The organism is Sphingobium sp. DEHP117, assembly GCF_030867385.1.
Classification (GTDB): Bacteria; Pseudomonadota; Alphaproteobacteria; order Sphingomonadales; family Sphingomonadaceae; genus Sphingobium.
In genome coordinates this window covers 1,077,229-1,100,520 of record NZ_JAPFBJ010000002.1, presented here as the reverse complement: position 1 = coordinate 1,100,520, position 23,292 = coordinate 1,077,229, and the positions used below count along the sequence as shown (strand labels likewise).

The following is a 23,292-nucleotide window of genomic DNA, read 5'->3' as shown; positions in this document are numbered from 1 at the left end:
ATGGCCAAGCCGATGTCGATTGCCGCGCCAGCAAGCAATGACCTTTATCGCCCAAGCTCAGGACCGCGTGGTGTAACGGGACGCACCCGTTCCGAACCGTCACGCTCGAACTGACCTTCACGCACCATGCGACGATATTGGGCTGCATCGCGATACAAGCCCAACACCTGATATGCGCTTCTTTCGCGCAAGCGTATAATTTCCCGTTGCAGGGCTTGCCGTTCTTTCAACTGCGCTTGCACGAGATCGTGTCGCTGTGCCCTGTCACGCTGAACGCCGAAGAAGGCTTCAATCTCATTCTGTTTCCGCACCTTGAAATAGCGTCCGGTCATAATGTCCCAGACGCCTTTCGCGCCACCACGGACCCGCGCGGAACGCGCTTTTTGTTCCGACAAGTGCCGCTCGCGCTGCTTTTCGGCGAGCAGCTTCCGCTCTTGCGCGTGGGAATTTTTCATGGTCTGCTTCCGCTCGTTGAGCGGCTTCATCGCATTGTGGGCAATACGCTTGGCCTCGGAAATATAGCGCGAAAGGCGCGGTGCAACTGCTTCGCCAATGTAGCGCACTGTATCAGAAACCGAGCGCAATGACTTCGGATCGCCGAGCCTTGCCGCGACCTCTTTCGATTTCTTATCCACCATCCGCGCGATGGCAAAGACCTCGCCTTCAATGGATACGGCGACATGGCCGCGTCTATCGCCTTGCGCCAGAAACAGCCCGCGATCTTCGAGCGCCTTGGCGAATGCGGGTCCGTTGTCCGACATCTCCCAGCATTCCTGTATCGTGGCCCTGACTTCCCGCGCATCAAGGCCCGTCCGCTTGGCCTGCTGCCATTCGTCGAGCGTGAAATTGCGCGGATCACGCAGATTCGCATCCCGAAAACCGTCCGGCATCTTCCAACCGTTTTCGAGATAGAGTTCTTTGGCGATGGCGTTCAACGTCCGCTTGAAGAATGGCAGCGGCTTTGCCGTCATGGTTTCCGCGTCGATACGCGACCACACGACATGGGCATGGCGACGCCCTTCCTTCTCGTGGAAGACGATCATGCGCGGCTGGCCTTTCAGGCCCAGCCGTTCTTCGATCACGTCGCACGCTCGTTCGAAAACTTCCGCGCGGACGGACTCGGTGGATGGCGGATTGAGCGACACGGAAAACAGGAACTGCTTGCACTTCGTTCCAAGCGATAGCGCATGGGCTTCCTTCATTGCCGCCATGAGATCGTCGGACACGAAGCCGCTGACTTCGTGGATTTCGACGTGTTCGTTTTCATCGGTCTTCATCAGGTGAAGGCCAAGCTGTTTCGCGCCGCTGCGTTGGGAAGCCTTGAGTATCACGGCTCGACCTCAAGGTTCAGGGCGGCAATCAGGAGGCGGCGGATTTCGTGAATTTCGTCCAGAGCTTCCAGCAACGCGGCTTCCGTGTCCGGCGTCACGGGCAAACTGCCCGTATTCGCCGCACGGGCGAGCTGGTTCAGATTTGAAGATATGCGCGATTGGCCCAGCAGGCCGATGGCTTGGGCCAGAGCTTTGTGATCCTTGACTGGATTCTTGCTCCGACGGCGCGGAGTTGCCCTTGCATTCTCGTCATCTAGCATACGGGATCGAATATGATCCGATACCGGGATACTTGCCGCTTCCGCCTTCGCCTTTATGTGCGCCGCTTCCGCGAAAGTAACGCGGAATGAAATATGTTTTGTCGGCGGCACTCTCTCCATGTCAGCTTCCTATTCGGGAGGCTCGCTTGGATCGGGGGGATTGGCGCGGCTTCTGTTTGCGGCGGGGTGTTATGTCCGCCTCGTTGCTGTTGGAGGGCACTCCCGTCCCTAGGGACGTAGTTTTGAGAATATCATTCCATTGGGCTAAAATTTCGAATAATTCGTTCGAAGGCACTCCTCTCGGGTGCGCCAAAAAGTGTTTACCGCCAGCCGCCAAGGAACCCTGCTTGACCCAGCCCCAGTATGATGTCGTCGCCATTGGCAATGCGATCGTCGACGTGATCGCGCCGAGCGACGATGCCTTCCTCGCTCTCCACGCGCTGCCCAAGGGCGGCATGCAGCTGATCGACGCGGAAACGGCCGATTTCCTGTATGCCGAGATGGGCGCAGGCCGCGAGACGAGCGGCGGTTCGGCGGCCAATACGCTGGCGGGCCTCGCCGCGCTGGGCAAGGCCTGCGGCTTTATCGGGCAGGTGGCAGACGACCAGCTCGGCAAGATCTTCGCGCATGACATCAAGGCGCTGGGGGTTGACTATCACACGCCAGCGTCAGGCGGAGGCATGCCAACCGCGCGCTGCCTCGTGATGGTGACGCCAGATGCGCAGCGGACGATGAATACCTTCCTCGGCGCATCCCAGCATCTGCCCGCCAGCGCGCTCGATCCCGAGATGATCCGTGGCGCGGGCATCCTTTATCTCGAAGGCTATCTCTGGGATCCGGAAGAGCCGCGCAAGGCGATGCGCAGCGCGATAGAGCTGGCGCGGGCGGCGGGGCGCAAGGTTGCCTTCACTCTGTCAGATGGCTTTGTGATCGAGCGGCACCGCGCAGACTTCATGGCGCTGATCGACGGCGGAGTGATTGACATTCTTTTCTCAAACGAAGCGGAAATTCAGGCGCTGGCCCAGGTCCAGGATTTCGAGCAGGCCGTGGCGGCGATAGCGCCCAAGGTGCCGGTGCTGGTGTCAACGCGTAGCGAGCAGGGCGCGATAGCTGTGGCGGGCGGGCAACGCTATGCGGTTCCCGCCGCGCCGGTCGAGGAAGTGATCGACACCACCGGCGCGGGCGATCTGTTCGCCGCCGGCTTCCTCGCGGGTTTGGTCGAGGGGCAGGATCTCACCGCCTGCCTCAGCCTCGGCGCGCTGTGCGCGGCGGAAATTATCTCCCATTATGGAGCGCGCCCGGAGGCGGATCTCAGGGAGCTGCGCGCGACATCTGGACTATAACGCCCGGGTGAGTTTATTCCTTCCGTCATGGCTCGTAACCGGACTATCGCAAAAACCCGTTCCACCTTGTCGCTGCGCGATCTCATTCGCTGGCCGGTGCGGATCATCGGCGGGTTCCTCATCCTCTCGGTGGTGATGGTGGTGATCTACCGCTTCGTGCCGCCGCCGGTGACGCTGACCATGCTGTTCGACAAGAACGGCATCACCAAAGACTGGATGAGCCTCGACGACATGGACCCGGACATGGCGCGGGCCGCGATAGCCGCGGAAGACAGCAAGTTCTGCCTCCATCATGGCTTTGACGCCGAGGCGATCGAAAAGGCCTTCAAGCACAACGCGCGCGGCGGGCGCATTCGCGGTGGCTCCACTATCAGCCAGCAGACCGCCAAGAATGTGTTCCTCTGGCAGAATGGAGGTTTCTTCAGAAAAGGGCTTGAGGCCTACTTCACTCTGTTGATCGAGGCGCTGTGGGGCAAGCACCGAATCATGGAAGTCTATCTGAACGTCGCGGAGACGGGCATCGGCACTTACGGCGCAAACGCAGGCGCGATGCGCTATTTCAACCATGATGCCAGCACCCTTTCGCGCGCGGAGGCAGCGCGCATTGCTGCCGTGCTGCCTTTGCCAAAAAAGCGCGAGGCGGTCGCCCCCTCCGGCTTTACCCGGCGCTACGGCAACAGCATCAGCCGCAGGGTGGGTGTCGTGCGTGATCAGGGGCTGGATAGCTGCCTCAAATAAAGTGTCCCTCTTGCGTCGGCGGCGAGCATAGGGGATATGCCCGGCGACTGACGCCAATCCGGGGAATAGCTTCATGAATGACCATGCAAACCTGATCGCCACGCTAGACGCCGCGTGGGAAGACCGCGCCAACATCTCTACAGCCACCACCGGCGAGGTGCGCTCGGCCGTGGAACGCGCGCTATCCTTGCTCGATGCCGGTCAGATCCGCGTGGCCGAGCCGAAGGGCGGCGGATGGCAGGTCAACCAATGGGCCAAGAAGGCGGTGCTGCTGTCGTTTCGACTCAACGACAACCAGTTGATCCCCGGTGGGCCGGGCGCCAGCTTCTGGTGGGACAAGGTGCCGAGCAAGTTCGCAGGCTGGGGCGAGGCTGAGTATCGCGCGGCAGGCTTTCGCGCTGTGCCGGGCAGCGTCGCACGCGCGGGGGCACATATTGCGAAGAATGTGATTCTGATGCCCAGCTTCGTCAACATCGGCGCTTTTGTGGATGAAGGTACGATGGTCGACACCTGGGTTACGGTCGGCAGCTGCGCGCAGATAGGCAAGAATGTTCACCTCTCAGGCGGCGTAGGCATCGGCGGCGTGCTCGAACCACTTCAGGCCGATCCCGTGATCATCGAGGACGACTGCTTCATCGGCGCGCGGTCCGAAGTGGTGGAGGGCGTGCGTGTGGGGCGTGGAGCCGTGCTTGCGATGGGCGTATTCCTTTCCGCCACCACCAAGATCGTCGACCGGACCACGGGCGAGGTCTTCGTTGGAGAGGTTCCGCCCTATGCAGTCGTGGTTCCTGGTTCCCTGCCTGGCAAGCCCTTGCCCGACGGAAGTGAGGGGCCAAATCTCGCCTGTGCCGTCATCGTCAAGCGCGTCGACGCCCAGACTCGGGCAAAAACCGCAATCAACGATCTATTGCGGGATTAACTTGCCGTCGGTGCAGTAGTACTGACGCGTCATGGTAATTAACTAAAATAATTGCTTTTTTTGTAATTTTCAGTCTTGCGGCAAACTCGCTGGCATGACATCGAATGGCCCACGGCGCAGCCTCCAACCCCACTCGGGGGCTGAGTCGCTGGGCGGCCTCGGCTGCCTGCCTGGGCCGGATATGGTGAACCCCACAGCAGCCATGTCCGGTCCGGGCGAACCGCTGGCTTGGCATTCATCGTTCCAGCGCCTAAATGGCCACCGATGCCACCCGATACTCCCGCCGCCCCAGATGCGCCCACCCCGCCCCTCTGGGCTACGCTGAGGCGCTTCCTGCCTTATCTCTGGCCCGCAGACGCGCCCGCGCTGCGCGCGCGCGTGGTCATCGCCATGCTGCTGGTGCTCGCCAGCAAGGCGGTCACGCTCGTGATGCCCTTCGCCTACAAGGGGGTGATCGACCGGATGGCCCCCGGCCTGCAGAGCGGCGCCATGCTCGCCGTCGCGCTGGTCTGCGCTTATGCTGGAGCGCGTTTTGGCGGCGTGCTATTCGACAATCTGCGCAACGTCACATTCGAACGTGTGGGTCAGGAGGCGACGCGCAGGCTGGCCGAACATGTGTTCGTGCACCTCCACCGCCTTTCGCTGCGTTTTCATCTCAACCGCAAGACAGGTGCGGTCACCAAGGTTATCGAGCGCGGTACCAAAAGCATCGACACGATGCTCTATTTCCTGCTGTTCAACATAGCGCCGACGATCATCGAACTGACAGCCGTCTGCATCATCTTCTTCGCGAAATTCGGCGCGGGTCTGGTCGTTGCGACACTGATGATGGTCGCGCTCTATATCTGGTTCACCCGCACCGTCACGGAATGGCGCAACCAGCTTCGCCGCGACATGGTGGACCTCGACACCGGGGCTATGGCGCATGCGGTGGACAGCCTGCTGAACTTCGAAACGGTAAAATATTTCAGCGCCGAGGACCGGGAGGCGAGGCGCTACGCCGATGCGATGCAGAGCTATGCGCGCGCGGCCGTCAAATCCGAAAACAGCCTCGCCGCGCTCAACATTGGCCAGTCGCTGATCACCAACCTGATGATGGCGGGTGCGATGGGCTACACGGTGTGGGGCTGGAGCCGGGGGCAGTTCACCACCGGCGATGTCGTGCTGGTGAATACGCTGCTGGCTCAGCTGTTCAGGCCGCTGGACATGCTCGGCATGGTCTATCGCACGATCCGCCAGGGTGTGATCGATATGGAGGCGATGTTCGCACTGGTGGACACGCCGGCGGAGATAAAGGACGCACCCGGCGCCCAGCCGCTTCAGGTTCGTACCGGCCATGTGCAGTTCGAAGATGTGCGGTTCGGGTACGACGCCGACCGGGAGATATTGCATGGCCTTAGCCTGACAATCCCTCCCGGGCATACGCTCGCCATCGTCGGCCCGACCGGCGCGGGCAAATCGACAATCGCTCGCCTGCTCTATCGCTTCTATGATGTGCAGGCCGGACGAATCCTTATCGACGGCCAGGACATCGCTCGGGTGACGCAGGCCTCGCTGCGTGCGCAGATCGGCATCGTGCCGCAGGATATGGTGCTGTTCAACGACACGATCGGGTATAATATCGCCTATGGCCGAGAAGGCGCATCCCAGTCAGAGATCGAGGCGGCGGCGCGCGGCGCGGCTATCCATGATTTCATTGTGTCTTTGCCCAAAGGGTATGACACGCGCGTCGGCGAACGCGGCCTGAAGCTGTCCGGTGGGGAGAAACAGCGCGTCGCTATCGCGCGCACGCTGGTGAAGGATCCGCCGATTCTGATCCTCGACGAAGCCACCAGCGCGCTAGACAGCCGCACCGAAGCCTCGATCCAGCAAGTGCTGCGTGATATGGCGCAGATGCGCACCACGATCATCGTCGCGCACCGCCTCTCTACCGTGATCGATGCCGACGAGATCATCGTGCTCGATCAGGGCCGTATAGCGGAACGTGGCACCCATGGCGCTCTGGTCGCGCGGGGCGGCCTCTATGCCCAAATGTGGACGCAACAGGCACAGGAGCGTGATGGGGACGACACGCCGGAACCGCTCGACGCTTGAACTTGCGCACGCACAGCCTATGAAAGGCGGCTCGCAAAGGAGATAAGTCATGTTCCGCCAGCTCACCGAGACAGTCCTCGTATCGCCGCAAATCAGCGTGGAGGACGTGGCACTGGCGAAGAGCATGGGCGTCAGCTTCATCCTCAACAACCGGCCCGAGGGAGAGTCGCCCGATCAGACGCCCGGAGATGAAGTCGCACGCGCTGCGGAGGCTGCGGGCATCGGCTATGCCGCCGTGCCAGTGAACCATAGCGGCTTTGCCCCCTGGCAGCTTGACGGGATGGACGAGGCACTGGGCCAGCTCAGCACGGGCGGCAAATTGCTCGCCTATTGCCGCTCCGGCACCCGCTCCACCCTGCTTTGGGCGCTGTCCCGCGCCCGCGCGGGCGAGGATCCCGATCAGCTCGCCGACGTCGCCTCGGCGGCGGGCTACGACCTCTCGCCTGTCCGCCAGATCATGGACACATTGGCCGCCGCCCCCAAGTAAACAAAATCGGGCCGGTACATTGCTGCACCGGCCCCAGGTGTGTTCGCAGGAGGAACATCGTTCAGCCATTTTCGAGGAGGCGAAGCCTCTGGCTCGGAAAATGGCCAGATAACCGAGGCGGGCGGCGCTTGAGGTTTCCCCCGCGCCGCCCTGCCAATTCTTACATGTTGTAGGCGCGCTCGCCGTGGCTGGTGAGGTCCAGGCCCTGCTGCTCGGCATCGGCGCTCGGACGCAGACCGATGGTCTTGTCGATGACGAAGTAGAGCACTGCGGAGCCGATACCGGACCACAGGATCGTGACCACCACTGCCTTGATCTGCGTGATGACCTGCGCACCCATGTCATAGACGCCGACAGCGGCTGGGAACTGGGTGTAGTCGAAGAAGCCCTGACCGCCCAGCGCCGGATCGGCGACGATGCCGGTGGCGATCGCGCCTACGATACCGCCGATGCAGTGCACGCCGAACACGTCGAGGCTATCGTCATAACCGAACATGCTCTTCACCTTGGTGACGAAGAGATAGCAGATCGGCGAAACGACGAAGCCCAGCAGGATCGAAGTCATCGGCGCTGCGAAGCCCGAAGCCGGGGTGATGGCGACCAGACCGGCCACCGCACCCGTTGCGGCACCCAGCATGGAGGCCTTGCCGTGATGAACCTGCTCGATAAGCGCCCAGGAGACCGCCGCCGCACAGGTGGCGACCATGGTGTTGATGAACGCAACTGCGGTCACGCCATTGGCTTCCAGGTTGGAACCGGCGTTGAAACCGAACCAGCCGACCCACAGCAGCGAGGCACCAATCATGGTCATGGTCAGCGAGTGCGGAGCCATCGCTTCCTTGGGGAAGCCGATGCGCTTGCCGACCATGAGGCAGCCGATAAGCCCGGCAACACCCGCATTGATGTGAACCACGGTGCCGCCGGCGAAGTCCAGAGCGCCCATGCCCCAGAGAAAACCGTAATCGGTCGGCGCGTCGGCCAGGAAGTCTGGTCCGGCCCAGTACCACACCATGTGCGCGATGGGATAATAGACGATCGTCGACCAGGCGATGACGAACACGATCAGCGCCGAGAACTTGATGCGCTCGGCAAATGCGCCGACGATCAGCGCGGGGGTAATCATCGCGAAGGTCATCTGGAAGACAACGAACACCAGTTCAGGCAAATAGAGATTGTTGCTGAATGTTGCGGCGTAGGTGCCGCTGGTCACACCGGTGAGGAACGCCTTGGAGAAACCACCGAAGAAGTGGTTGTCCCCACCGCTGGTGAAAGCCATCGAATAGCCATAGAGGCACCAGAGAATGCCAGCGACCGAAACGATCATGAACACCTGCATCAGCACGGACAGCATGTTCTTGGTACGCACGAGGCCGCCGTAAAACAGTGCGAGGCCGGGAATCGACATCATCAGCACGAGGGCGGCCGAGACGAGCATCCACGCGATGTCGCCCTTGTTCATCATCGTCGCCATCTGTTCGACGGTAGGATTTTTCACCATATCCTGCGCCCACACGGGCGTCGCGGCGGCAAGGGCGGCCATCGCCCCGGCCACACCGCAGAGTTTTCTGGAAATGCTCATTATTTCCCCTTTCATCACAGCGCGGTGTCGCCGGTTTCGCCGGTGCGGATCCGCACCGCTTCGCCGACATCGAGAACGAAGATCTTGCCATCACCGATGGCGCCGCTGTTCGCGGCCTGCTGAACGGCCTCGACCACGCGCGGAGCGAGCGCGTCATCGCACACGACCTCGACCTTGATCTTCGGAACCATGTTGGTGCTGTATTCGGCGCCGCGATAAATCTCGGTCTGCCCCTTCTGACGTCCGAAGCCCTTGACTTCGCTGACCGTCATGCCCGCTACGCCGAGTGAGGACAAAGCGTCCCGCACGTCGTCCAGCTTGAACGGCTTGATGATTGCCATGACTAGTTTCATGCTACCCCCTTATTCTGGTGTGCGGGGAGCAATACGCAAAAGCCGTGCCAACTTCTTAAGAACGGGTTAATGCGGGGCTCAAGGGCGACCGCTCATGCTGAGCCGCTACAAAATTAGGCAGCCACCGTGCAGTGCACAATAAATGGGCATTTATTCAGAAACTGCGTTCTGAGCGTTATCTGTCAATGCGGACGCTGCGTTGGCGGCGCGGGCGTCAAGCATCTCTGCCGCCTCGTTGAGGGCACGGGCTTCACCGGCGGTCACGCCGCCCGGCCCCTCCGCGCTGTCATTGTCGCCACAGCCCGTCAGCGCAAGACCCGTCATCAAAACGGCCAATAACCGCTTATGGAAGAGAACCGCTGTCACGCCGCTCATGCTTCATACCCTCGCCCTAAAACAGAAAAGGGGCGCGCACCCAAAGGTCGCACCCCCATTCTTTTTGCTGAAATGCCAGAAATTACTGAGCGTTCGCAGCGTTCTCGGTCGCGTTCGCGGCGTTCTCGGTCGCGTTCGACGCGTTCATCGCGGCATTCATGGTGTTCTCGGCTGCGTTGGTGACGTTTTCGGCAGCGTTGTTCATGGCGTTGCCTTCTTCGCTCTTGGAGCATGCGGCGAGGCCAAGCGAGGAAGCAATTACGAGCGAAAGTGCGATAGTCTTGGTCATGGGTAAACCCTTCTCTGAGATACTGACAAAGCAGGCTTCTCTCGGAGAAAAGCTCACCCCCTATTGAGCCTGCTGCGCGCATAAATACTGTCATGATTCGGCGAACGCAAGCGCCTGATTGTCGGAATTGTCGGTTAGTGCCCCGAAAAGCCGGGCCAGAATATCATGGCAAGCCGGGTTGACCTATATAAAGAATTCTTTATATACGATCACGCAATGGCAGAATTGCTCGACATTTTCCGCGCTATGGCGGACCCGACGCGGATGCGCATCATGCACCTTTTGGGTGCGATGGAGCTTTCCGTGGGCGAGCTCGCGCAGGCCGTGGGCCAGAGCCAGCCGCGCGTCTCACGCCATGTGAAAATTCTGGCCGAAGCCGATCTCATCGACCGGCGCAAGGAAGGAAACTGGGTGTTTCTGCGCCTCGCACCGTCTCCAAGTTGCCGCCAGTTGATGGAAATGTTTGCCGATATTCCCGCCGAGGCCAGCGAGGGCCTCTGGCTCAAGGCCGATCTCGCCCGCCTCGCCGCGATCCGTGCGGACCGCATGCGCGCTGCCGACGACTATTTCGCCGCCCATGCCGAACAGTGGGACGCGCTTGGCTCGCTCTATGTGCCTGAGGCGGAGGTCGAGCAGGCCATCGTTCGCGCGCTGGGGGCCGAGCCGTTCAGCCATCTGCTCGATCTCGGCACCGGTACCGGGCGGATGATTGCGCTGCTGGGCGAACGCGCGCGCCATGTCGACGCGATCGACCGCAGCCCCGACATGCTCCGCCTCGCCCGCGCCAAGCTGCCGCAGGAGGGAGCCGACAAATACAACCTGCTGCTCGGCGATTTCTGCGCCCTACCCTTTGGCGACGCTGCCGCAGACCTCGTCACCGCGCACCAGATCTTGCACTATAGCGCCACGCCCCAGCGCGCGATTGCCGAGGCCGCGCGGGTGCTGAAAGATAACGGTCGCCTGTTGATCGTGGATTTCGAGGCGCATGACCGCGAAGAACTGCGCACGCGCGATCAGCATGAGCGCCTCGGCTTTTCGGATGACCAGATCGCAGACTGGTTTGCCGAGGCGGGGATTGCGCTGGAGCGGACCGACACGCTGCCCGGTGGTGAGCTCACGGTAAAACTATGGCTGGGGCGGCGCAAATCCGCCAATGTCACGCCTATCAGGGAACGACAGATATCATGAATGCCGAACGTAGAGCGCTCGAAGAAGCGCGCCGCATCCTTGACACCCCGCTCTACGCCGATCTGGGCGGAGACGCCGAAGTGAGCTTCGAATTCTTTCCGCCCAAGACGGAAAAGATGGAGGCCCAGCTGTGGGAGAGCATCGAGACGCTGGCGCCGCTTGCGCCCCGTTTTGTCTCGGTCACCTATGGCGCGGGCGGATCCACCCGCGAGCGCACGCACAGCACGGTCGCGCGCATCGCGAAGGACACCTCCATCCCCGCCGCCGCGCACTTGACCTGCGTCGATGCCAGCAAGGACGATATTGCCGAGGTGGCCGATGCCTATTGGCAGGCCGGAGTGCGCCACATCGTAGCATTACGGGGCGATCCGCCGGAGATGGGCGCGAAGTTCGAACCGCATCCAGACGGCTATGCCAGCGCGGCGGAGCTGGTGGCGGGCCTGCGCGCGCTGCATGATTTCGAGATTTCCGTCGCCGCCTATCCCGAGACACACCCGGAGGCGCAGTCCGCACAGGCCGACCTGGATAATCTTAAGCGCAAGCTCGACGCCGGGGCGGCCCGCGCGATCACACAGTTCTTCTTTTCGCCCGAAGCCTATTTCCGCTTCGTCGACAAAGCGCGCGCGGCGGGAATCGAAGCTGAAATCCTGCCCGGCATCATGCCGGTCACCAATTTCGCGGGCATCCTAAAGATGTCCGCCATGTGCAACACCGAGGTCCCGGCATGGATGGCGCGCCTGTTCGAGGGGCTGGACGATCACCCCCCTGCGCGCCAGCTCATCGCCGCCACCATCACCGCGGAGCTGTGCCGCAAGCTCTATGCCGGTGGCGTGCGCAGCTTTCACTTCTACACGTTGAACCGCGCCGAGCTGAGCTATGCGATCTGCCACCTGCTCGGCCTGCGCCCGCAAGGACATGCCGCATGACTAATGCCGAAACCCTGTTCCGCCAGCGCGCTGCGCAAAAGGTGATGATCTTCGATGGCGGCTATGGCACCTCGATCCAGAAATATGGCCTGAGCGAAGCCGACTATCGCGGCGACCTCCCGCTGGAAAAGGACCAGAAGGGCAACAACGACCTGCTGTGCCTCACCCGGCCGGACATCGTGAAGGCGATCCACACCGCCTATCTCGATAATGGCGCGGACATGATCGAGACGAACACATTCTCCGGCACGCGCATCGCGATGGCGGATTATGGCTGCGAGCATCTGGTGCATGAGCTGAACGTGACCGCAGCCCGGCTGGCGCGCGAGTGCTGTGACGCGGCCGAGGCGAAGGACGGCATCAAGCGCTTCGTCGCCGGCTCCATCGGCCCCACCAACAAGACGCTCTCCATCTCGCCGCAGGTCAACGACCCCGCCTTCCGCGAGGTCGATTACGACACGCTGAAGGAGCAATATCGCGAGCAGTGCGCCGCGCTGATCGAGGGCGGCGTCGATTTCCTGCTCGTCGAAACCTGCTTCGATACCTTGAACGCCAAGGCGGCGGGCATGGCGGCGAAGGAAGCCGAAGTGGCAAGCGGCCGCTCCGTGCCGCTGATGATGAGCTTCACGATCACCGACATGTCAGGCCGCAACCTCTCTGGCCACACCATCGCGGCGTTCTGGTATTCGCTGCGGCACTTGAAGCCGCTGACCATCGGCGTCAATTGCGCGTTCGGAGCAGACAGGCTGCGGCCCTATCTCTCGGAGCTCTCCAAAATCGCTGACACGCTGATCCTCGCCTATCCCAATGCGGGCCTGCCCAACGAGCTGGGGCAATATGACGAGCTGCCGGAGCAGACCGCCGCGCTGATCAAGGTGTGGATCGAGGAAGGACTGGTCAACATGGTCGGCGGCTGCTGCGGCACCACACCGGCCCATATCGGCGCGATTGCGAAGGCGCTGGAGGGTGCGGCTCCGCGCGCCATCCCCACCCTGCCCGTAATCACCCGGCTTGCAGGCCTGGAACCAATGCATATAGCGGCATAACCTGAAACTCCCCTCCCCTTCTGGGGAGGGGCCGGGGGTGGGGGTGGTGAAGACCGCCGCAGGCCAGCGCCTCGATCCACCCTCCCAACCCTCCTCTGAAGAGGAGGGGTTTTTGGAAAGAATGAATATGACCACCCAATCCTCCGCCACCTTCGTCAACATCGGCGAGCGCACCAACGTCACCGGCTCCGCCGCGTTCAAGAAGCTCATCATGGCGGGCGACTATGCCAAGGCCGTGGAGGTCGCGCGGCAGCAGGTCGAGAACGGCGCGCAGATCATCGACGTCAATATGGACGAGGGGCTGCTCGACAGTCAGGCCGCGATGGAGCAGTTCCTGAAGCTCATCACCGCCGAGCCGGACATCAGCCGTGTGCCGGTGATGATCGACAGCTCGAAATGGAGCGTGATCGAGGCGGGGCTGAAATGCGTTTCCGGCAAGCCGATCGTCAACTCGATCAGCATGAAGGAGGGCGAGGCACAGTTTCTGGAGCAAGCGCGCAAATGCATGGCCTATGGCGCCGCCGTCGTCGTCATGGCGTTCGATGAGGTCGGCCAGGCGGACACCAAGGCGCGCAAGGTCGAGATCTGCGAGCGCGCCTACAAGCTGCTCGTCGGCATCGGCTTTCCGCCAGAGGATATCATCTTCGATCCCAATATCTTCGCGGTGGCGACCGGGATCGAGGAGCACAACAACTACGCCGTCGATTTCATCGAGGCCTGCAGGGAAATCCGCGCGCGCTGCCCCTATGTGCATATTTCGGGCGGCCTCTCGAACCTCAGCTTTTCCTTTCGCGGCAACGAGACGGTGCGCCGCGCGATGCACAGCGTGTTCCTCTATCACGCGATTCCCGCCGGGCTCGATATGGCGATCGTCAACGCAGGCCAGCTCGATGTCTATGACACGATAGACCCCGAATTGCGTCAGGCGTGCGAAGATGTGGTGCTGAACCGCGATCCCGATGCGGGCGAGCGGCTGGTCAATCTCGCGGAGAAGTACAAGGGCAAGGATGCCGCCGCCGAGAAGGCAGCCGAGGAATGGCGCGGCTGGCCGGTCGAAAAGCGGATCGAGCACGCGCTGGTCAAGGGCATCGATGCCCACGTAATCGCCGACACTGAGGAAGCCCGCCTCGCCATCGCCGCGCGCGGCGGCAGGCCCATCGAGGTTATCGAAGGACCGCTGATGGACGGCATGAACGTGGTGGGCGATCTGTTCGGCTCCGGCAAGATGTTCCTGCCGCAGGTGGTGAAATCCGCGCGCGTGATGAAGCAGGCGGTCGCCCACCTCTTCCCCTATATCGAGGCGGAGAAGGACGCGAACGCGAAAGGCAAAGGCCGCATCGTCATGGCGACCGTCAAGGGCGACGTGCACGACATCGGCAAGAACATCGTCGGCGTCGTCATGCAGTGCAATGGCTTCGAGGTGATCGACCTTGGCGTGATGGTGCCATGGGCGACGATTTTGGAAGCGGCGAACGAGAATGACGCGGACATGATCGGCCTCTCCGGCCTTATCACGCCCTCGCTGGACGAGATGGTGACGGTGGCTGAGGAGATGCAGCGGGCGGGCATGACGATGCCGCTGCTCATCGGCGGCGCGACCACATCCAAGGTGCACACCGCGCTGAAGATCGATCAGGCCTATGACGGCCCGGTCGTGCATGTACTCGACGCGAGCCGTGCTGTCGGCGTCGCGACGGCGCTGGTTTCGGATACGCAGAAAGACGGCTTCGTCGGCCAGACGGCGGCGGAATATGAGCATATTCGCGAGGTCCGCGCCGGCAAGGGCCAGAGCGCGCTCATTTCAATCGAGGACGCACGCGCCAACGCCTTCACCATCGATGAGACGATGAAGCCCCACGCCCCGAAACAGCCCGGCCTTCATGTGTTCCCGGACTGGGATCTTGCGGACCTGCGGCAGTATATCGATTGGACCCCATTCTTCCGCGCGTGGGAGCTGGCGGGTAACTATCCCGCAATCCTGACCGACCCAGTGGTGGGCGAAAGCGCATCCAACCTGTTCGAGGACGCGCAGAAGATGCTCGATCAGATCATCGCCGAGAAGTGGATCGTCGCCAAGGGCGTCGCCGCCCTCTGGCCCTGCCGCCGCGAAGGTGATGATGTAATTATCCACCTTAATAAGCCCCTCCCCTTCAGGGGAGGGGTTGGGGTGGGGGATGGCGTGAACAGTCAACCCCACGCCCCGGCCCCCTCCCCTGACGAGGAGGGGGAGCTTTATCACATCCGCATGCCCTTCCTGCGCCAGCAGATCGCGAAGCGCGAGGGCCGCGCGAACATGTGCCTCGCGGATTTCATAAGCCACGACGGCGACTGGATCGGCGGCTTCGCGGTAACAGCGGGCCATGGCATCGAGACCCATCTGGCGCAGTTCAAGGCGCGGCACGACGATTATAACGACATTTTGCTCAAAGCGCTGGCAGATCGCCTTGCCGAGGCCTTTGCAGAGCGGCTGCACCATCATGTCCGCACGGAATTGTGGGGCTATGCAGAAGGCGAACAGCTCACAAACGAGGCGCTGATCAAGGAGGAGTATCGCGGCATCCGTCCGGCGCCGGGCTATCCCGCCTGCCCGGATCACAGCCAGAAGCAGCTGCTCTTCCCCATGCTAGATGCGCCGCATCACACCGGCATCACCCTGACCGACAGCCTCGCCATGTGGCCGACGGCCTCCGTCTCAGGCTTCTATTTCGGCCACCCGCAGTCCGAATATTTCGGTGTGGCGCGGATCGGGCGGGATCAGCTGGAAGACTATGCCCGCCGCCGCGACGTGGATATCGCGACGGCGGAGCGGTGGTTGCGTCCGAACCTCGACTAGCTGGCGTTCGGGAGGGCCGGCGCACGCCCGCCCTCCCGTGTCTTCCACAGCGACCAGCCGATGCCTGTCGCGAGGATCGCGAAGGTAATGCCGAGCGAAAGCATCGGCGGGAACTTCGCCAGCCCCAGCATGTCCGCCACGAAGATCTTCGAGCCGATGAAGATCAGCAGCACCGCAAGCGCCTGCTTGAGATAGGCGAAGCGATCGACCATCGCCGCCAGCGCGAAGTAGAGCGCGCGCAGGCCCAATATCGCGAATATGTTGGACGTATAGACCACGAACGGATCGGTCGTGATCGCGAAGATGGCGGGAATGCTGTCTACAGCAAAGACGACGTCGACAAATTCGATCATCAGCAGCGCCAGCAACAGCGGCGTCGCAAAGGTGCGCAACTGCCCGGTGCGGGGGTCTGCCTGACGCACCCAGAAGCGTTCGCCGTGCAGCCCGTCCGTTATTGGCAGCCGCGCGCGCAGGAACCGCAGGATCGGGCTGCCTTCGACATCATAGGCCTTGCCCGACGCGCGCCACATACCGATGCCGGTCCATACCAGGAACGCGGCGAACACATAAAGCACCCACGCATAGTTGGACACCAGCGCCGCGCCCATGCCGATCATGATGCCGCGCAGCACCACGACGCCCAGCACGCCCCAGAACAGCACCCGATGCTGCAGATGCGCGGGGATGGCGAGCGCGGTGAAGATCATGGCGATGACGAAGATGTTGTCCATCGCCAGGCTTTTCTCGATGACGAAGCCGGTGAGGTACGCAAGGCCCGTTTCCTGCCCGAGATACCACCAGACCCACGCGCCGAAAGCCACGCCAACACTGATATAGAAGGCCGATAGAGCAAGGCTTTCCTTGACGCCGATAACGCGGGCGCCGCGGTGAAACAGGCCAAGATCAGCAACGAGCAGAACGATGACGAGCGTAAGAAACGCGCTCCAGAGCCAGATCGGCGTGCCTAGCCAATCCTGAAAAATAAAGCTGAAATCCATGAAATATCCTGTGCACCAAGAGCCAAAGGCGGAACACCGAAACCCCGGTTTCCCGAAGTTTCGGTGCGCGCGCTTACAAAGGCCGCAATATGCGTCTGCCCCGCACAGCAGCAGCCAGCCGGTCCTTGATGCGCAGTTTGAGGCGCTTCAGCCGCTGGAGCTGGGCAAAGTCGGGAAACGGGCGCCGCTGCTCGGCGCGCAAGGCTTCATCGAGCCGCTGATGCCTGACCAGCAATCGACAGAAACTGTCCTTCATTCTAATGGCACTCCTCGATTGGAATTGATCCAAATCGGGTGCCCGGAGCGATGCGGCATGGCTGAGGGGGGAAGAGGAATGCCAAACATCGCACCGGTCACCCGATGCGGTCCGACATCACGATCATGGGAGCATGATCGCCAGAGGGGCCCGGCCCGCAGTGCTATAATATGACCGATTCGATCCGATTTGCAAGTGCAGAAGAAAAATTTCACGCTGGGATGATTCAGGTCCGCCAAGCTGCTACGCTCGAGCGATGCGTCATATCCGCCCTGCTCTGCTGCTTGCCGCCGTGCCCGCCTTGCTCGGCGCCGCACCGAACCAGCCCAACCCCTTCTCGATCATGGAAACGGGCCGCACCTATCGCACGCTGGCCGACGCGGTCGCGGCGGTAGGGGATCGCTCCGGCACCATCGTCATAGCTCCGGGCACCTATCGCCAGTGCGCGGTGCAGCAGGCGGGCAGCATCACCTACCGCGCGCAGCGGCCGGGCAGCGTGGTGTTCGATGGCGTCACCTGCGAGGGCAAGGCGGCGCTGGTGCTGCGCGGCCGCGCGGCCAGCGTGGAGGCGATCATCTTCCAGAACATGCGCGTGCCCGATGGCAATGGCGCGGGAATCCGGCTGGAGCGCGGCAACCTCACCGTCTCGGCCAGCCTGTTTCGCACCAGCGAGGAAGGCATCCTCACCCATGACGACCCGCAGTCGACGATCCGCATCGACCACAGCATCTTCGGCAAGCTCGGCCGCTGCGACCGCGATCTCGATTGCGCGCACAGCCTCTATGTGGGGCATTATGGCCACCTCATCGTCACCGCGACCCGCTTCGAGGCGGGGCAAGGCGGGCATTACGTAAAGAGCCGCGCCGCCCGCGTCACCATCACCGGCAACGTGTTCGATGACCGCGCCGGCCACCTCACAAATTATATGATCGACCTCTCGAACGGCGCATCCGGCCTCATCGCCAACAACATCATGGTGCAGGGGCGCGACAAGGACAATTACTCCGCGTTCATCACCATTGCGCCCGAGGGGCGGGAGTGGGACAGCAACAGCCTCCAGATCCGTGACAATCAGGCGAGCTTCGGCGGCGATTACGGCCGCACCAGCACCTTCGTGGCGAACTGGACCAATGACCGCCCCCAGATCATCGGCAACCGCATCACCACAGGGATCAAGGTGACGGACAGGCGCTAAACCCCGCTGCCTCAGTGCGGCACATGCGGGATATGCGGCACCCCAAGCGGCACGTGCGGCGGGTCGATATTATATGTGACCGACAGCCAGGTGAGTAGCGCGATCGCCACTATCGCCCCGATGAGTATCACGAGCGCCGAACGCCACGCGGCAAACTTCCCCGTAACCTGCACCGAAACGGGATGCTCCTTGTCCCCCCGATAAAGCGTGCTCGCGCGCGCACTCGCCTTCTCCCACCACACTTCCAGCCGGCCGCTCACGTCCTGAAGCGGGCCCACCTCATCCGGCTCCTCCAGCGCATCCAGCGCGATGGCGTAGCGATCGGCCGCGAGATCGAACTCCACAAACATATACCCCGGCGCGCGATAGCGGCGCAGGCCGAGCCAGACATAGGCATCGCGCGGATAGGCGACATGCGCGTCCCAGTCCGACCCCAGCAGATCGCACAGCACCTGCCCATCTGACGTCCGTACCACGCGCGGAGTCGCCGCAAACTGGCTCTGCGCCCACTCGACCGGCTGAATGTCGACCCGGATGGCGCCGTCCGGCGAAAACTCCTGATGCGCTGGTTGAGACATCTCTGGCGGCACGAGGGCAGGCGCCGGGCGGGACAGGACAGTCTGTGGCGGTGGCAGCGCGGCAACATCGGCAGCCACCTCCGTATCGACCGGCACAGGCTCTGGCGGCGGATAGCGGCGCCTCAGCAGCGCGCCTATGAAAAACCCGAAAGTACATGCTGCCATCCACGGCAGCACTGCAACCATGCCAATAAGCATTATCCCGAAGGCAACATTGCCAAAACCCGAATCATGGCTGGGCGAAAATATCGCTCCCAGCATCAGCACGGCGGCCATCAACAGCAGCGGAAAGAGCGCCAGCACCAGCAGATAGATCTTTTGCCTGCGCCCGTGCATGCGCCAGACGATCGCCGCCGCGCCTGCAATCAAAGGCGCGGCAACCATGATCAGCGCAAAGAACTGACTTGCGAGCTCCATCCCCCACCCCCCGGCTTGTCCGCACTGCATCGCTCCAAAGCGCGTTCGGGTCAATCATGCCGCCCGCCCGTTGACTTTTCACCCGGCTTTCCCTATCGGCACGCGTCTGTTTGGCGGCGGCTGGCGGGAATCCCCGTTCTGGCGGCTTCGCCTTTGATGATTCGATTTTTGAGGAATGAGCGATGAAGCGCACCTTTCAGCCGAGCAACCTGGTCCGCAAGCGGCGGCACGGCTTCCGCGCCCGCATGGCGACCGTCGGAGGCCGCGCGGTGCTGCGCGCCCGCCGTGCACGCGGCCGCAAGAGCCTCTCGGCCTGAGCCAAGCCTCTGCCGACGCCCCCACGGGGGTGCCGCCCGTTTCCACGATTCGCAAGCGCGCCGATTTTCTCGCGTGCAACAAGGGCAGGCGCGCGCCCATGCCCGGCTTCGTCCTGCTGGTGCGCGAACGCCATGATGGAGACCCCGCCATGCGGCTGGGCATCACGGTAACCAAGAAAATCGGCAATGCCGTGGTGCGCAACCGCATGAAGCGCCGCTTCCGCGCGCTCGCCCGCGCGATCCTGCCGACGAGCGGAATCACCGGCGCGGATCACGTGCTCATCGGCCGCGAGGGAGGGATAGAGCGGGACTTCGCGCTGCTGGAGGCTGAGCTGGCGAAGGCGCTGCGCAAAGTGCGCAAGGCATGATCTCCCGTCTCCTCATCGGCATCGCGCGGCTGTGGCAATGGGGGCCATCGCGGCTGATGCCGCCTACCTGCCGATATCACCCGAGCTGCTCTCACTACGCCGTCGGAGCGATCCGAAAATATGGGCCAATCAAGGGTAGCTGGCTGGCGCTGAAACGGCTATTGCGCTGCCATCCGTGGGGCGGATCGGGGTATGACCCCGTCCCCTGAAGGACCAAACTACACACGCCGAGCGGCGGGGAGCATTGACAGGTGGACGACAAGCGCAATCTGATACTGGCCGTGTTGCTGACGGGTCTGATCCTGTTTGGTTGGCCGTATGTGGCGGAGCGGCTGTTCCCCGGCTCGATGAAGCCTGCGCAATCGGCCCAGCAAAGCGCCCAGCCGGCGCCCTCCGCACCCGGCGCGCCTACGCCCGGCATCGCGCTGCCCGCCGCGCCGCAGGACCGCGCCAGCGCCCTGCGCCAAAGCCCGCGCGTCATCATCGAAACGCCCAAGCTCACCGGTTCGATTGCGCTGAAAGGCGCGCGGATCGACGACATCACGCTGCCGACCTATCGCCAGACGATCAAAAAGGATTCGCCGCCGATCACCCTTTTCTCCCCGGCTGGAACGACGGACGCGCAGTTTGCGGGCTTCGGCTGGGCAGGCGAAGGCCTGAAGGGGCCGGACGCCAACACAGTATGGCAGGCCTCGGGCAGCAAGCTCACGCCCACGACCCCTGTCACCTTGCGGTGGGACAATGGTGCAGGCCAGCTGTTCGAGATCGCGCTCTCGGTGGACGCGAACTACATGATCACCGCGCGCCAGAGCGTGACCAATCGCGGGCCAGGCGCGGTTGCGGTGCGCAGCTATGGTTTCATCAGCCGCGTGGGTCACTCCAAGGATCCCTCGACCTGGACGATCCATACCGGGCCGATCGGCGTGTTTGACGGCGCGGCAAATTATGACATCGAGTTCAAGGATCTGGACGAAAGCGGCGATTCCGCCCGCCTGCCCTCCTCCGGCGGCTGGATCGGCTTCACCGATCATTACTGGCTCTCCGCGCTGGTGCCGGACCAGAAGGCGCGGTTCGAGGGGCAGTTCCGCAAGGGCGCTGGCGAAACCTATCAGGCCGACATGAGCCTGCCGCCGGTTGTGCTCGCCCCCGGCAGGTCGCTCAGCCAGTCCAACCGTCTGTTCGTCGGCGCCAAGGAAGTGAAGGTCCTCGAAGCCTATCAGGACAGCGGGGTCACGCTGTTCGACCGTGCCATTGACTGGGGCTGGTTCTATTGGTTCGAGAAGCCGATCTTCGCGCTGCTCCATTGGCTCTTCACGCAGATCGGCAACTTCGGCGTGGCGATCATTTGCCTCACGTTCGTCGTGCGCGCGCTGATGTTCCCCATTGCGCAAAAGCAGTTCGCCTCGATGGCGGCGATGCGCGCGATCCAGCCCAAAATGAAGGCGCTGCAGGAGAAGCACAAGGACGACAAGCCCAAGCTTCAGCAGGAACTGATGGACCTCTACAAGAAGGAGAAGGTCAACCCGTTCTCCGGCTGTATGCCGATCTTCCTTCAGATCCCGATCTTCTTCGCGCTCTACAAGGTGCTCCAGCTGACCATCGAGATGCGGCATCAGCCATTCGCGCTGTGGATCAAGGATCTCTCCGCGCCCGATCCACTGCATGTACTCAATCTGTTCGGCCTGCTGCCTTTCGAGGTTCCAGCCTTCCTTGGCGTTGGCGTGCTTGCGATCATCCTTGGCATCACCATGTGGCTCCAGTTCAAGCTCAACCCCGCTCCGATGGACGAGGTGCAAAAACAGATCTTTGCGCTTATGCCGTGGATGATGATGTTCATCATGGCGCCGTTTGCTGCCGGGTTGCTGATCTACTGGATCACCTCCAACATCCTCACCATCGCGCAGCAGAAATGGCTCTACAGCCGCCATCCACAGCTGCAACAGGCTCCGGCCCAGTAATGGCGTTTCTTCCCTCCGTTCGGTTCGAGCCGCTTTCGAGCGAAGCCGGGAAAGCAAGTCGAGAACTGGCTTCTCGACACGTGTCCTCGGCAGGCTCGAAGCGAACGGGGAAGAATAATGACTGACGACTCTGGGGCTGACCGGAAAGAACAGGCGCGGCGCATCTTCGCCGGGCCGATCGCCTTTCTGCGTTCCGCCCCGTCGCTGAACTTTCTGCCCGAACCTGATGTCAGGGAGGTCGCGTTCGCGGGCCGCTCCAATGTCGGCAAGTCCTCGCTGCTGAACGCACTTACCAACCGCAACGGCCTGGCGCGCACCTCCAACACGCCGGGCCGCACGCAGGAGCTCAATTTCTTCGACGTAGGCGAGCCATTGCTGTTCCGCCTCGTCGATATGCCCGGCTATGGCTATGCCAAAGCGCCCAAGGATGTCGTGAAAAAGTGGCGCTTCCTCGTGAACGATTACCTGCGCGGGCGGGCAGTGCTGAAGCGCACGCTGCTGCTGATCGACGCGCGCCATGGCATCAAGGATGTTGATCGCGACATCATGAAAATGCTGGACGATGCGGCAGTCAGCTATCGCATCGTGCTGACCAAGGCGGACAAGATCAAGGCGTCGGCGCTGGCGGATGTAACCGCGCGCACCCTGGCCGAAGCGCGCACCCGCCCCGCCGCCCATCCGGAGATCATCGCCACCTCATCGGAAAAGGGCATGGGGCTGGCGGAGCTGCGCGCGGCGGTTATCGAGGCGGTGGAGTGAAGGAGCAAACATGCTGAAAATCATCATCGGCAACAAGGCCTATTCCAGCTGGTCGCTGCGCGGCTGGCTTGCGGTCAAGCAGACCGGCCTGCCTTACGAAGAGGTGGTGGTGCCGATGTATGATGCCGACTGGCCTCAGCGCAAGACGCAGGCTGATCTCGCGGTGTCTGCGGGCAAGGTGCCTACCCTGTGGGATGGCGATATCGCGGTGTGGGACAGCATAGCCATTGTCGATTACCTCAACGATATCACCGGCGGCACGCGCTTCTGGCCGAAGGACAAGGCGGCGCTGGCGTTGGCGCGGTCAATGGCGGCAGAGATGCACAGCGGATATGTGCCGCTGCGCAAGGCATGCAGCATGAACGTGCGCAAGGTTTTCGACGCCCAGCCCATGAGCGATGCCGTGGCAGAAAACATCGCGCGGATCGATGCGCTGTGGAGCGAGGCGCGGTCTCGCTTCGGCGCGGGGGGGCCTTATCTGTTCGGAGAGTTCGGCGCGGCTGACATCATGTTCGCGCCGGTGGTGTTCCGAATTCAGGGCTATCAGCTGCCGGTAAGCGAAACGGCGCAGGCTTATGTCGACGCGATGCTCGCGCACCCATGGATGGTCGAATGGTTCGAAGGCGCAAAAGCGGAAAGCTGGGTTCTGGATCAATATGAAGGCGGGCCGATTTACGAGTAGCTC

General features: G+C 62.4%; 25 protein-coding genes. 16 read left to right on the top strand and 9 right to left on the bottom strand.

Translation table 11 applies throughout. The features are described 5' to 3' along the window. Positions 1 to 44: 44 nt before the first annotated feature. Together OOT33_RS12355 and mobC are read right to left on the bottom strand one after the other, a co-directional pair. Positions 45 to 1,331, bottom strand: coding sequence for a relaxase/mobilization nuclease domain-containing protein (locus tag OOT33_RS12355; protein ID WP_307750322.1), 1,287 nt, complete (start codon positions 1,329 to 1,331; stop codon positions 45 to 47). After that, positions 1,328 to 1,711: a plasmid mobilization relaxosome protein MobC gene (mobC, locus tag OOT33_RS12350; RefSeq protein WP_307750321.1), complete on the bottom strand. Its 384-nt coding sequence runs from the start codon at positions 1,709 to 1,711 to the stop codon at positions 1,328 to 1,330. The genes OOT33_RS12355 and mobC overlap by 4 nt, the downstream gene beginning before the upstream one ends. A 227-nt stretch (positions 1,712 to 1,938) precedes the next feature. Here mobC and OOT33_RS12345 point away from each other — a divergent pair, with 227 nt between their 5' ends. From OOT33_RS12345 to OOT33_RS12325, 5 genes are all read left to right on the top strand, one after another. Then, entirely contained in the window at positions 1,939 to 2,934 is a 996-nt protein-coding gene (locus OOT33_RS12345; RefSeq protein ID WP_307750320.1) for a PfkB family carbohydrate kinase, read from the top strand. A gap of 27 nt (positions 2,935 to 2,961) precedes the next feature. Further along, positions 2,962 to 3,672 carry a monofunctional biosynthetic peptidoglycan transglycosylase gene (mtgA, locus tag OOT33_RS12340; protein ID WP_307750319.1) on the top strand — a complete coding sequence of 237 codons (711 nt, stop codon included), beginning with the start codon at positions 2,962 to 2,964 and terminating at the stop codon, positions 3,670 to 3,672. A gap of 73 nt (positions 3,673 to 3,745) precedes the next feature. Then, positions 3,746 to 4,591, top strand: a complete 846-nt coding sequence (dapD, locus tag OOT33_RS12335) for a 2,3,4,5-tetrahydropyridine-2,6-dicarboxylate N-succinyltransferase (RefSeq protein WP_307750318.1) — start codon at positions 3,746 to 3,748, stop codon at positions 4,589 to 4,591. Between the two features lie 264 nt (positions 4,592 to 4,855). Then, positions 4,856 to 6,685, top strand: a complete 1,830-nt coding sequence (locus OOT33_RS12330) for an ABC transporter transmembrane domain-containing protein (protein WP_307750317.1) — start codon at positions 4,856 to 4,858, stop codon at positions 6,683 to 6,685. 49 nt (positions 6,686 to 6,734) lie between these two features. Beyond that, entirely contained in the window at positions 6,735 to 7,172 is a 438-nt protein-coding gene (locus OOT33_RS12325) for a TIGR01244 family sulfur transferase (RefSeq protein ID WP_307750316.1), read from the top strand. Between the two features lie 160 nt (positions 7,173 to 7,332). Here OOT33_RS12325 and OOT33_RS12320 read toward each other — a convergent pair whose 3' ends face one another. From OOT33_RS12320 to OOT33_RS12305, 4 genes are all read right to left on the bottom strand, one after another. Beyond that, complete coding sequence (locus tag OOT33_RS12320; RefSeq protein ID WP_307750315.1) at positions 7,333 to 8,751, bottom strand: ammonium transporter; 1,419 nt, start codon at positions 8,749 to 8,751, stop codon at positions 7,333 to 7,335. Between the two features lie 14 nt (positions 8,752 to 8,765). Further along, complete coding sequence (locus OOT33_RS12315) at positions 8,766 to 9,104, bottom strand: P-II family nitrogen regulator (protein ID WP_129404203.1); 339 nt, start codon at positions 9,102 to 9,104, stop codon at positions 8,766 to 8,768. A gap of 150 nt (positions 9,105 to 9,254) precedes the next feature. Beyond that, the gene (locus OOT33_RS12310) at positions 9,255 to 9,479 is read right to left on the bottom strand and encodes a hypothetical protein (RefSeq protein WP_307750314.1); all 225 of its coding nucleotides are present in this window, start codon (positions 9,477 to 9,479) and stop codon (positions 9,255 to 9,257) included. Between the two features lie 82 nt (positions 9,480 to 9,561). After that, positions 9,562 to 9,768, bottom strand: coding sequence for a circumsporozoite protein (locus OOT33_RS12305; protein WP_307750313.1), 207 nt, complete (start codon positions 9,766 to 9,768; stop codon positions 9,562 to 9,564). A 216-nt stretch (positions 9,769 to 9,984) separates the two neighbouring features. Between OOT33_RS12305 and OOT33_RS12300 the strand changes: the two genes are divergently transcribed. The 4 genes from OOT33_RS12300 to metH all read left to right on the top strand — a co-directional run bounded on the left by OOT33_RS12300 (position 9,985) and on the right by metH (position 15,761). Continuing rightward, a complete protein-coding gene (locus tag OOT33_RS12300; RefSeq protein WP_307750312.1) occupies positions 9,985 to 10,956 on the top strand; it encodes a metalloregulator ArsR/SmtB family transcription factor in 972 nt (323 codons plus the stop codon). Further along, the gene (gene metF, locus OOT33_RS12295; RefSeq protein WP_307750311.1) at positions 10,953 to 11,882 is read left to right on the top strand and encodes a methylenetetrahydrofolate reductase; all 930 of its coding nucleotides are present in this window, start codon (positions 10,953 to 10,955) and stop codon (positions 11,880 to 11,882) included. Before OOT33_RS12300 ends, metF begins: the two co-directional genes overlap by 4 nt. Further along, positions 11,879 to 12,928, top strand: coding sequence for a homocysteine S-methyltransferase family protein (locus tag OOT33_RS12290; RefSeq protein WP_307750310.1), 1,050 nt, complete (start codon positions 11,879 to 11,881; stop codon positions 12,926 to 12,928). The genes metF and OOT33_RS12290 overlap by 4 nt, the downstream gene beginning before the upstream one ends. A 127-nt stretch (positions 12,929 to 13,055) precedes the next feature. Then, positions 13,056 to 15,761 (top strand): methionine synthase, encoded by a 2,706-nt coding sequence (gene metH / locus OOT33_RS12285; protein ID WP_373690561.1) that lies wholly within the window; start codon positions 13,056 to 13,058, stop codon positions 15,759 to 15,761. Here metH and OOT33_RS12280 read toward each other — a convergent pair. Next, positions 15,758 to 16,759: a TerC/Alx family metal homeostasis membrane protein gene (locus OOT33_RS12280; RefSeq protein WP_307750308.1), complete on the bottom strand. Its 1,002-nt coding sequence runs from the start codon at positions 16,757 to 16,759 to the stop codon at positions 15,758 to 15,760. The genes metH and OOT33_RS12280 overlap by 4 nt on opposite strands. Before the next feature lie 73 nt (positions 16,760 to 16,832). Then, positions 16,833 to 17,015 (bottom strand): DUF465 domain-containing protein, encoded by a 183-nt coding sequence (locus tag OOT33_RS12275; protein ID WP_307750307.1) that lies wholly within the window; start codon positions 17,013 to 17,015, stop codon positions 16,833 to 16,835. Positions 17,016 to 17,271: 256 nt separating this feature from the next. Here OOT33_RS12275 and OOT33_RS12270 point away from each other — a divergent pair, with 256 nt between their 5' ends. Next, positions 17,272 to 18,210, top strand: a complete 939-nt coding sequence (locus OOT33_RS12270) for a right-handed parallel beta-helix repeat-containing protein (protein WP_307750306.1) — start codon at positions 17,272 to 17,274, stop codon at positions 18,208 to 18,210. An 11-nt stretch (positions 18,211 to 18,221) separates the two neighbouring features. Here the strand turns inward: OOT33_RS12270 and OOT33_RS12265 are convergent, their stop codons facing one another. Next, entirely contained in the window at positions 18,222 to 19,205 is a 984-nt protein-coding gene (locus tag OOT33_RS12265; protein WP_307750305.1) for a hypothetical protein, read from the bottom strand. Between the two features lie 182 nt (positions 19,206 to 19,387). On the opposite strand from OOT33_RS12265, the gene rpmH reads away from it, so the two are divergent. The 6 genes from rpmH to OOT33_RS12235 all read left to right on the top strand — a co-directional run bounded on the left by rpmH (position 19,388) and on the right by OOT33_RS12235 (position 23,289). Further along, entirely contained in the window at positions 19,388 to 19,522 is a 135-nt protein-coding gene (rpmH, locus tag OOT33_RS12260) for a 50S ribosomal protein L34 (protein ID WP_307750304.1), read from the top strand. A gap of 29 nt (positions 19,523 to 19,551) precedes the next feature. Further along, entirely contained in the window at positions 19,552 to 19,890 is a 339-nt protein-coding gene (gene rnpA, locus OOT33_RS12255) for a ribonuclease P protein component (RefSeq protein ID WP_307750303.1), read from the top strand. Then, on the top strand, positions 19,887 to 20,099 hold the full coding sequence (gene yidD / locus OOT33_RS12250; RefSeq protein ID WP_307750302.1) for a membrane protein insertion efficiency factor YidD: 213 nt from the start codon (positions 19,887 to 19,889) through the stop codon (positions 20,097 to 20,099). The genes rnpA and yidD overlap by 4 nt, the downstream gene beginning before the upstream one ends. A 42-nt stretch (positions 20,100 to 20,141) precedes the next feature. Beyond that, positions 20,142 to 21,848, top strand: a complete 1,707-nt coding sequence (gene yidC, locus OOT33_RS12245) for a membrane protein insertase YidC (protein WP_307750301.1) — start codon at positions 20,142 to 20,144, stop codon at positions 21,846 to 21,848. A gap of 117 nt (positions 21,849 to 21,965) precedes the next feature. Beyond that, entirely contained in the window at positions 21,966 to 22,607 is a 642-nt protein-coding gene (yihA, locus tag OOT33_RS12240; RefSeq protein WP_307750300.1) for a ribosome biogenesis GTP-binding protein YihA/YsxC, read from the top strand. Positions 22,608 to 22,617: 10 nt separating this feature from the next. After that, complete coding sequence (locus OOT33_RS12235; protein ID WP_307750299.1) at positions 22,618 to 23,289, top strand: glutathione S-transferase N-terminal domain-containing protein; 672 nt, start codon at positions 22,618 to 22,620, stop codon at positions 23,287 to 23,289. Positions 23,290 to 23,292 lie beyond the last annotated feature (3 nt).

Bases quoted from the DNA above. Each gene is read 5' to 3' on its own strand.
- rpmH (WP_307750304.1), top strand. From the start codon at position 19,388: ATGAAGCGCACCTTTCAGCCGAGCAACCTGGTCCGCAAGCGGCGGCAC.
- OOT33_RS12265 (WP_307750305.1), bottom strand. From the start codon at position 19,205: ATGGAGCTCGCAAGTCAGTTCTTTGCGCTGATCATGGTTGCCGCGCCT.
- mobC (WP_307750321.1), bottom strand. From the start codon at position 1,711: ATGGAGAGAGTGCCGCCGACAAAACATATTTCATTCCGCGTTACTTTC.
- OOT33_RS12310 (WP_307750314.1), bottom strand. From the start codon at position 9,479: ATGAGCGGCGTGACAGCGGTTCTCTTCCATAAGCGGTTATTGGCCGTT.
- OOT33_RS12305 (WP_307750313.1), bottom strand. From the start codon at position 9,768: ATGACCAAGACTATCGCACTTTCGCTCGTAATTGCTTCCTCGCTTGGC.
- OOT33_RS12275 (WP_307750307.1), bottom strand. From the start codon at position 17,015: ATGAAGGACAGTTTCTGTCGATTGCTGGTCAGGCATCAGCGGCTCGAT.
- OOT33_RS12330 (WP_307750317.1), top strand. From the start codon at position 4,856: ATGCCACCCGATACTCCCGCCGCCCCAGATGCGCCCACCCCGCCCCTC.
- metH (WP_373690561.1), top strand. From the start codon at position 13,056: ATGACCACCCAATCCTCCGCCACCTTCGTCAACATCGGCGAGCGCACC.
- OOT33_RS12235 (WP_307750299.1), top strand. From the start codon at position 22,618: ATGCTGAAAATCATCATCGGCAACAAGGCCTATTCCAGCTGGTCGCTG.
- yidD (WP_307750302.1), top strand. From the start codon at position 19,887: ATGATCTCCCGTCTCCTCATCGGCATCGCGCGGCTGTGGCAATGGGGG.
- OOT33_RS12325 (WP_307750316.1), top strand. From the start codon at position 6,735: ATGTTCCGCCAGCTCACCGAGACAGTCCTCGTATCGCCGCAAATCAGC.
- mtgA (WP_307750319.1), top strand. From the start codon at position 2,962: ATGGCTCGTAACCGGACTATCGCAAAAACCCGTTCCACCTTGTCGCTG.
- OOT33_RS12320 (WP_307750315.1), bottom strand. From the start codon at position 8,751: ATGAGCATTTCCAGAAAACTCTGCGGTGTGGCCGGGGCGATGGCCGCC.
- OOT33_RS12280 (WP_307750308.1), bottom strand. From the start codon at position 16,759: ATGGATTTCAGCTTTATTTTTCAGGATTGGCTAGGCACGCCGATCTGG.
- dapD (WP_307750318.1), top strand. From the start codon at position 3,746: ATGAATGACCATGCAAACCTGATCGCCACGCTAGACGCCGCGTGGGAA.
- yihA (WP_307750300.1), top strand. From the start codon at position 21,966: ATGACTGACGACTCTGGGGCTGACCGGAAAGAACAGGCGCGGCGCATC.
- OOT33_RS12290 (WP_307750310.1), top strand. From the start codon at position 11,879: ATGACTAATGCCGAAACCCTGTTCCGCCAGCGCGCTGCGCAAAAGGTG.
- metF (WP_307750311.1), top strand. From the start codon at position 10,953: ATGAATGCCGAACGTAGAGCGCTCGAAGAAGCGCGCCGCATCCTTGAC.
- OOT33_RS12300 (WP_307750312.1), top strand. From the start codon at position 9,985: ATGGCAGAATTGCTCGACATTTTCCGCGCTATGGCGGACCCGACGCGG.
- OOT33_RS12315 (WP_129404203.1), bottom strand. From the start codon at position 9,104: ATGAAACTAGTCATGGCAATCATCAAGCCGTTCAAGCTGGACGACGTG.
- OOT33_RS12270 (WP_307750306.1), top strand. From the start codon at position 17,272: ATGCGTCATATCCGCCCTGCTCTGCTGCTTGCCGCCGTGCCCGCCTTG.